This window comes from Microbacterium sp. B19 (genome assembly GCF_000333395.1).
Lineage (GTDB): Bacteria > Actinomycetota > Actinomycetes > Actinomycetales > Microbacteriaceae > Microbacterium.
The window spans coordinates 1-7651 of the sequence record NZ_BADA01000041.1; the positions used below are offsets into that span (position 1 = coordinate 1).

6 protein-coding genes are annotated in these 7651 nt (G+C 72.5%); 3 read left to right on the forward strand and 3 right to left on the reverse strand.

Going from position 1 to position 7651, the window contains the following annotated elements; genetic code table 11:
- On the reverse strand, window positions 1–920 hold a 920-nt coding region (locus I5G_RS01455; RefSeq protein WP_022877465.1), incomplete at its 3' end, for an SLC13 family permease.
- A gap of 158 nt (window positions 921–1078) precedes the next feature.
- On the opposite strand from I5G_RS01455, the gene I5G_RS01460 reads away from it, so the two are divergent.
- Together I5G_RS01460 and I5G_RS01465 are read left to right on the forward strand one after the other, a co-directional pair.
- Window positions 1079–2701 (forward strand): ATP-binding protein, encoded by a 1623-nt coding sequence (locus I5G_RS01460; protein WP_022877466.1) that lies wholly within the window; start codon window positions 1079–1081, stop codon window positions 2699–2701.
- Window positions 2698–3345: a response regulator gene (locus I5G_RS01465; RefSeq protein ID WP_022877467.1), complete on the forward strand. Its 648-nt coding sequence runs from the start codon at window positions 2698–2700 to the stop codon at window positions 3343–3345. The genes I5G_RS01460 and I5G_RS01465 overlap by 4 nt, the downstream gene beginning before the upstream one ends.
- A gap of 208 nt (window positions 3346–3553) precedes the next feature.
- Here the strand turns inward: I5G_RS01465 and I5G_RS01470 are convergent, their stop codons facing one another.
- Window positions 3554–4843, reverse strand: a complete 1290-nt coding sequence (locus tag I5G_RS01470; protein WP_022877468.1) for an alpha-amylase family glycosyl hydrolase — start codon at window positions 4841–4843, stop codon at window positions 3554–3556.
- A gap of 115 nt (window positions 4844–4958) precedes the next feature.
- Window positions 4959–6188: an ROK family protein gene (locus I5G_RS01475; protein WP_022877469.1), complete on the reverse strand. Its 1230-nt coding sequence runs from the start codon at window positions 6186–6188 to the stop codon at window positions 4959–4961.
- Between the two features lie 106 nt (window positions 6189–6294).
- Here I5G_RS01475 and I5G_RS19980 point away from each other — a divergent pair, with 106 nt between their 5' ends.
- Complete coding sequence (locus I5G_RS19980) at window positions 6295–7605, forward strand: ABC transporter substrate-binding protein (RefSeq protein WP_022877470.1); 1311 nt, start codon at window positions 6295–6297, stop codon at window positions 7603–7605.
- Window positions 7606–7651: the final 46 nt, after the last annotated feature.

A 7651-nucleotide genomic window follows, 5' to 3' on the forward strand; every position in this document is an offset into this window, starting at 1 on the left:
ATGAGCTTCGGGCGGAGCGTCGCGCGGTTGGGGTCGAGCATCGTGTCGGCCATCGCGGTGTCGGCCGCCTCGACGAGCTCGGGGGCGGCGACCGCGCCGCGCCCTCCGCGGACGGTCACGATGTTGCCGGTCCGCAGCGACGCGAGCGCGCCGGGCTTCGACTCGGCGCCGCGGAACAGCTTCGGCGCACCCAGGCGGCCGAATCCGCCGGGGCCGTCGAGCTTCGAGGTGTCCACCGAGCCGGCGAGGCGCTTGCGCTCCGAGAGGCCCAGGAACCAGGCGAACGCGAGCGCGACGACGAGACCGGCGAGCAGCGACGGGACCATCGGAACGAAGACGTCGGTCGGCTGCAGGCCGAGGGCCGTGGCCGCGCGGACCGTGGGGCCGCCCCACGGCACGATGTTCAGCGTGCCGTTCATCAGGCCCGCGACGCACGTGAGGACCACCGGGCTCATGCCCAGCCGCAGGTAGAGCGGCAGCATCGCCGAGGTCGTGATGATGAACGTCGTCGATCCGTCGCCGTCGAGCGACACCGCACCGGCGAGGATCGCCGTGCCGAGGACGATCTTGGCGGGGTCGTCGCCCAGGAAGCGCGTGATCACGCGGATCAGCGGATCGAACAGGCCGACGTCGATCATGATGCCGAAGTACATGATCGCGAAGAGCAGAAGGGCGGCGGTGGGCGCCATCTTGCCGATCGCGTCGATCACCATGTCGCCGAGCCCGAAGCCCGCCCCGGCGATGAGGCCGAAGACCGTCGGGACGACGATGAGCGCGACCATCGGGGTGAGTCGCCGCGTCATGATCAGCGCCATGAACGACAGCACCATGAGGAAGCCGAGCGCCACGAGCACGCCGTCCGCGGGCGTGTACGCCACGGCGTAGTCGTCGGCCGCGGCCGAGAGGATGTGGGGGGTCATCGCGACTCCTTCGTCGTGGATGCCGGCACGCTCCGCGCCGGGGAATGGGCCGAGGCTACGGATCGCGGTGCCCCCGCGCGCGCTTGCTCGCATTGAGCGGCGTTGTGCGCGTAGCGTGTGTTCTGCGCATTTCGCGCACGACGGCGTCCGGAGGTGTCATGCGATTCGCCACCCGGATGCTCCTCGTGCAGATCGCCACGATGGTGGCCGTCGTCGCCGTGTGCACCGCGGTGTTCGCGTGGCTCGGCATCCAACAGCTCCGTGCCGAAGCCGATTCGTCCGCGCTCAACATCGCCCGCTCCGTCGCCGAGGCCCCCGAGGTCCGCGAGCTCGTCGCGGAGTATTCGGCCGATCCGGGGACGCCGGATGCCGCGTCCCTGCGCGGCGGGACGCTCGAGCGCTACGCCTCCGACGTCACCGCGCGGACCGAGGGCCTGTTCGTCGTGATCACCGACGACCATGGCATCCGTCTCGCCCATCCCGATCCCGACCGCCTCGGCGAGGTCGTGAGCACGAGCTTCACCGACGCGCTCGCCGGCCGCGAGGTCGTCACCTGGGAGACCGGGACGCTCGGCGAGTCCGCGCGCGCCAAGGTGCCGGTGTACCCGCCCGGGGGAGGCGACCCGGTGGGCGAGGTGAGCGTGGGGTTCGAGCGCGCGAGCGTGTTCGACGACCTGCCCGCGCTGCTGATCGGCATCGGCATCGCGGTGGTCGTGGCCGTCGGACTCGGCGTTGCGGTCGCGCTCCTCATGCGCCGACGCCTCGAACGGGTCACGCTCGGCGTGCAGCCCGAGGAGCTCGTCGCCCTCGTGCAGACGCAGACCGCCGTGCTCGAGAGCGCGGACGAGGGAGTCGTCGCCATCGACGACACCGGCGTCGTCCGCGTGTGCACGACGACGGCGGAGACGCTCCTCGGGGTGACCGGTGCCGTGGGACGCCGGTTCGACGACCTGGGGCTGCCGGCCGCGGTCGTCGCCGCGCTCGCCGGATCCGGAGCCCCGAACGGGATGCCGATCGGCGACCGCATCGTCTTCGTCGACGTCCGGCCGGTCCGGCGTGGGCCGCGGGCGCTCGGCAGCGTCGCCGTGCTCCGCGACCGCACCGATGTCGTCGCGCTCACGGACCGTCTCGACAGCGTCCGCGCGCTCGGCGACGCGCTGCGCGTGCAGCGCCACGAGAACGCCAACCGCGTGCACGCCGCCGTCGGGCTGCTCGACGCGGGCCGCACCGCCGAGGCGCGGGAGTTCCTCGCCGACCTCGTGGACCGCGGCTCGGTCGACTGGGCCGTTCCCGGTCTCGACCTCGTCGGCGACGCGATGCTGCGCTCGTTCCTCGGCGCGAAGGGGCTGTCCGCGCGGGAGCGCGGGGTGGCGCTGCGGGTGAGCGACGACACGTGGCTGCCCTCGACCGTCGCCGACGTGGAGGACGTCGTCGCCGTGCTCGGCAACCTCGTCGACAACGCCGTGAGCGCCGCGGCATCCGGGGGAGAGCCCCGCGAGGTCGAGGTCGCCGTGCTCGGCGACGGCGCCGACGTCGTGCTGACGGTGGCCGACACCGGTGGCGGCATCGCCGACGTCGACGCCGCCTTCGCGCCGCGCGAGCGCACCGACGACCCCGCCGCCGTCCACGGCCTCGGCGTCGGGCTGCCGCTGTCGCGGGAGTTCGCCCGGCGGCGCGGAGGAGAGGTCTGGATCGTGGATGCCGGCGGGTCCGGCCGCGGCGCGGTGGTGGCGGCCCGGCTGCCGGGCGTGCTGCAGTCCGGAACGGAGCAGGAGAGATGACCGATATCCGTGTGCTCGTCGTCGACGACGACTTCCGGGTGGCGGGGCTGCACCGCGACACCGTCGACGCGCGCCCGGGCTTCGCGGCGCTGGAACCCGCCCGCACCGTCGGCGAGGCCCGTGCGGCGGTCGCCGCGCACGCCCCCGACCTCGTGCTCGCCGACGTGTACCTGCCCGACGGCGACGGGATCGAGCTCGTCCGGTCGCTCGGGCTCGACGCCTTCGTGCTGTCGGCGGCGACGGATGCCGCGACGGTGCGGCGCGCGTTCACGGCCGGGGCATTGGCGTTCCTCGTGAAGCCGTTCGACACGCGGGTGCTCGCCGAGCGCCTCGACCGCTACGCGCGGTACCGCAACCTGCTCGCGACACCGCGGCCGCTGACCCAGGACGACGTCGACCGCGCCGCGGCGGTGATGCGGGGTGAGCGCGACGGTGCCTCGCTCGCCCGCTCGGCGACCGAGCAGGCGATCCTTGCGGCGCTCGGCGACGACGAGGCGTCGGCGACGGAGGTCGCGGAACGGATCGGCGTCTCGCGCGCGACCGCGCAGCGGCACCTGACGGCACTGGCCGAGCGGGGCCTGGTCACGGTGGGCCTCCGCTACGGCTCGACGGGTCGCCCCGAGCACCGCTTCCGCGGCGCGTGAGTCGTCTGGCTCACCTCGCCTGAGCCCGCCCCAGCATGTCCCACTTTGTGCTGCTTCCGCCCGCCAATCCCGCACATTTCGGGACGCGCCCTGCCGCCCCCGCGTCGAGCCTGACGTCGCTTGCGAAGGCCTGTCCCACTTTGTGCGACGGGGCGCGGCTTCTTCCGCACATTTAGGGACATGCATTCCTCGGCGTGCGATCCTCTCGCTACGCCTCGAGCACGACCCACCCGCGCGGCCCCAGCTCGACGCGCCCGTCCAACGGCAATCCCGCGCCGGCCGCGGGGGTCAGCCCGTCGGCCAGGGGCAATGACACCGGCTGGTCGCCGACGTTCAGCGCGACGATCACCGCCTCGGCATCCACGGCCGTCCGCAGCACGAGGGTCGCGTTCGTGACCTCGACGACGTCGGTGCGGGCGCGCCAGAGCCACGGATGCCGTCGGCGCAGGGCGATGAGCGCGCGATGCGCGTCGAGGATGCGCTCGTCGACGTCGGCCACGTCCGCCGGTGTCGCGGGGAACTCCGGCCGCACCGCATCGTCGCCGCCCTCGCGCTCCTCCTTCACCGCGGTCCAGCCGAACTCGTCGCCGGCGTACACCGAAGGGGTGCCGCCCACGGTGAACAGCACGGCGAGGGCGTGCGGTACGAACTCCGGCCCGACGGCCGAGGCGATCCGCGTGACGTCGTGGTTGCCGACGAAGGTCTGCGGAACGTAGGTCGCGAGCAGCTCGTCGTGCCGCTCGATCGCGTGGCTCAGCTCGAAGAAGTTGCCGTCGGCGATGCCGTGCCAGATGCCCTGCCACAGCTCGTACTGGGTCAGCGAGTCCATCGTCGACGCGTGCACGATCGCTGGCCCGTCACCGTGGATCACCTCGCCGAGGAACCACGCCTCGGGGAATCGCTCGCGCACGCGGGGGAGCACCCGCGCCCAGAATTCCGGCGGCACCGCGTAGGCGGCATCCAGTCTCCAGCCGTCGATCCCGCGTGCGAGCCAGTGGCACATGACGTCGACCACGAGGTCGGCCGTCGCGTCGGACGAGTGGTCGAGCGCGACGAGCGCGCCGTGCCCCTCGAACACCTCGGGCTCGAACCGCCCGTCGACCCACGCCCCGCGGAACAGCGTCGTATCCCCGCCCGCGAGCGCGGCCTGGAACGCGGGATGCCCCCGCCCCACGTGATTGAACACGCCGTCGAGCAGGACCCGGATGCCACGCTCCCGCGCCGCGGCCAGCAGCCGGTCGAGGTCGGCGTCGTCGCCGAGCCGCGGGTCGACGCGGAAGTGATCGACGGTGTCGTACCCGTGGGTCTGGGACGCGAAGATCGGCCCCAGCAGCAGACCGTTCAGGCCGAGCTCGATGACGTGGTCGAGCCACGGCTCGAGGCGCTCGAGGCGGTGCACCGGTTCCGCCTCGGGGTCCACGCCGTCGCGGATCGGAGCACCGACGAACCCCAGCGGGTACAGGTGCCACCAGAGAACGTGCGCGGGCCAGTCGGGCATGCCCCCGAGGCTATCCGCCGGTGTTGCACCCGGCGACCCCGTTGCGTGAGGGGTCAATATCTGTCGCCACGAGCGCGCCGAGGCGACAGATACTGACCCCTCACGCGCCAGAGAGTCAGGCCCGCGCGCGCTCGTCGGGCAGGGCGAAGGGCTCCAGGTCGATCGCTCGGGCGCGGGTCGCCTCGAGGGCGGCGGCGACGGCGCCGGTCGAGACGATGTCGGCGCCGAGGGGGGAGGCCACGATCTCGGGCGGCGGCAGGTGCAGCGCGGCGGGCAGGGACTCGGCCGCGGCGGCGATGATCGGGCCCGCGCCGGCGGCGATCGCCCCGGAGATCACGACCCGGCGCACGTCGAAGAGGCTGCCGAGGAGGCCCGCCACGATCGCCAGCTGCCCGCCCACCTCGGCCGCGACGGCCAGGGCACCCGGGTCGCCGGCGGCGGCGAGGTCGAGCACGGTCTTGGCATCCAGGCTGTCCACCGGCACGTCGGCCAGGATGCTGCCGGACGGCAGGGTGCCCGCCGCGATCGCGGCCCGCGCGGCGTCGACGCACCGCGGAGCGAGACCGTAGGCGCTGCCGACCCCCTCGACGCGGTCGAACGCGACGGTCTCGCCGGCGCCGCCGTGCGCTCCGCGCAGCAGCCGCCCGTCGATCCACAGCCCGGCACCGAACCGCTCGCCGGCGAGCAGGGCCACGAAGTCGTCGTCGCCGACGGCGGCGCCCTGCGCGTGCTCGGCGACGGCGGCGAGCGAGGCGTCGTTCTCGACGCGGACGACCGGCGCCCACGAGGCGAACGTGTCGACGAAGTCGGGGTTCATCCGCTGCCAGAAGCCGTCGTGGTGCACGGGGGAGCGGCCGGTGCGATCCACCGGTGCCGGGACGCCGACGCACACGGCGACGAGGGCATCCCGCGAGGCGTGCGCCCGCGTCAGCGTCGCGTCGACGACCTTCTCGGCCGCCCGACGCCGTCGCTCGGGGGAGTCGCGCTCGGGGTCGATCGACAGGCGCGATGTCGCGAGCGGGACACCGCGGAGGTCGGCGACCGTCGCGGTCACGTGCCCCCGGCCGGCGTCCACTCCGACGACGAGGGCGGCGTCGGCGCGGAGCGCGAAGCGCCGGGCGGGCCGTCCCTTGGAGTACTCGCCGACGGCGCGCGCGTTCGGCAGTTCCTCCAGCAGCCCGCGCGCCACCAGTTCATCGAGGACGTCGATCGTCGTCGAACGGGTCAGGGCGACGGCCGCCATGACGTCGCTCGCGGTGAAGACTTCAGCGTCCCATGCGTAGGCGAGCACGGCATCGAGGCTGTGGCGGCGGAGCGAAGGCGCCGAGAGTGTGGCATCCGTCATCGGTTCTTGACCCCTCTCGTGCCTGATGCAATACTGCCCTCAACACATTGATTTGGCGAGTAGATTTAATCCCTGATTCAAGATCGCAAGGATGCGAGGAGGACACGTGTCGAGAAAGACAACGGTGCGACGCGGGCTCGCGGCGCTGGCGGTGACGGCGCTGGGTGCGGCGATGCTCGCCGGCTGCTCCGCCGACGGCCGAGAGACGATTCGCTTCACCTTCAGCAAACGTGAGGCCCTCGGCTTCATGAGCCAGGTGGTCGACGAGTACAACGCCTCGCAGGACAAGGTCCGCGTCGAGATGGATGCCTCGGGCGTCGACGTCGTCTCCGCCAGCTTCGTCCGCGGCAACCCGCCGGACATCATGCTCGCGAACTACAACTACGAGGTCGCGCGGTTCGTGCAGCGCTGCGCGCTGAGCGACCTCTCCGGCACCGCCGCGGCCGCCACGGTGCGCGACGACCTGCAGCCCCTCATGGACCAGTACGGCGTCTGCCCCGGACGCACGAGCGCGCTGCCGTACTCGGTGATGGCCTCGTCGGTGATCTACAACCAGGAGATCTTCGACCGCCTCGGCCTCTCGGTCCCCACGACGTGGGACGAGCTCATCCAGACCGCCGAGACCCTGAAGGCGAACGGCATCGCCCCGTTCTACGGCACCTTCAAGGACGACTGGACCGTCGGCCAGGGCTGGTACGACTACGCCGTCGGCGGCTCGCTGAACGTCATCGACTTCTTCGACGCGCTCGCCGCGGAGGGCGATCAGGTCGGCCCCGACTCCACGGTGTCGTTCCAGAAGGACTTCGGCCAGGCGATGGACCGCATGACCCAGTTGGCCTCGACCTACACGAACCCGGATGCCGACAGCCGCGCGTACGGCGACGGCAACCTCGCGTTCGCGCAGGGGCAGGCGGGCATGTACCTGCAGGGGCCCTGGGCGCTCGGCGAGATCGCGAAGACCTCACCCGACCTGCGCGTGGGCACCTTCCCGCTCCCGATGACGGACGACCCGAACGACCTCGCGGTACGCGTCAACATGGACCTCGCCGCGATCATCCCCGAGGGGTCGAAGCATCAGGATGCCGCCCGGGACTTCCTCGAGTACCTCTACCAGCCGCAGATCATCGAGGCCTACAACGAGTCGCAGCTCGGGTTCGCGCCGACGAAGGACGCCCCCGCCCCGAGCGACCCGCGCGTGGCCGGGATGATCCCGTACTACGACGAGGGCCGGATCTACCAGGGGGCGTCGGTGCTCGTGCCGAAGACCATCCCGGTCTTCAGCTACGCGCAGGCCATGATCCTCGGGGCGTCGACCGAGGGCACCCTCGGCACCCTCGACCAGGACTGGTCGCGACTGGCGTTCCGGCAGCCCGCCGCCTCCACCACCGAGTCCGCCGCCGAAGGAGCCGCGCGATGACCACCACGACCACCATCGTCACCGGCGGGAAAACGGCCGCGCGCCG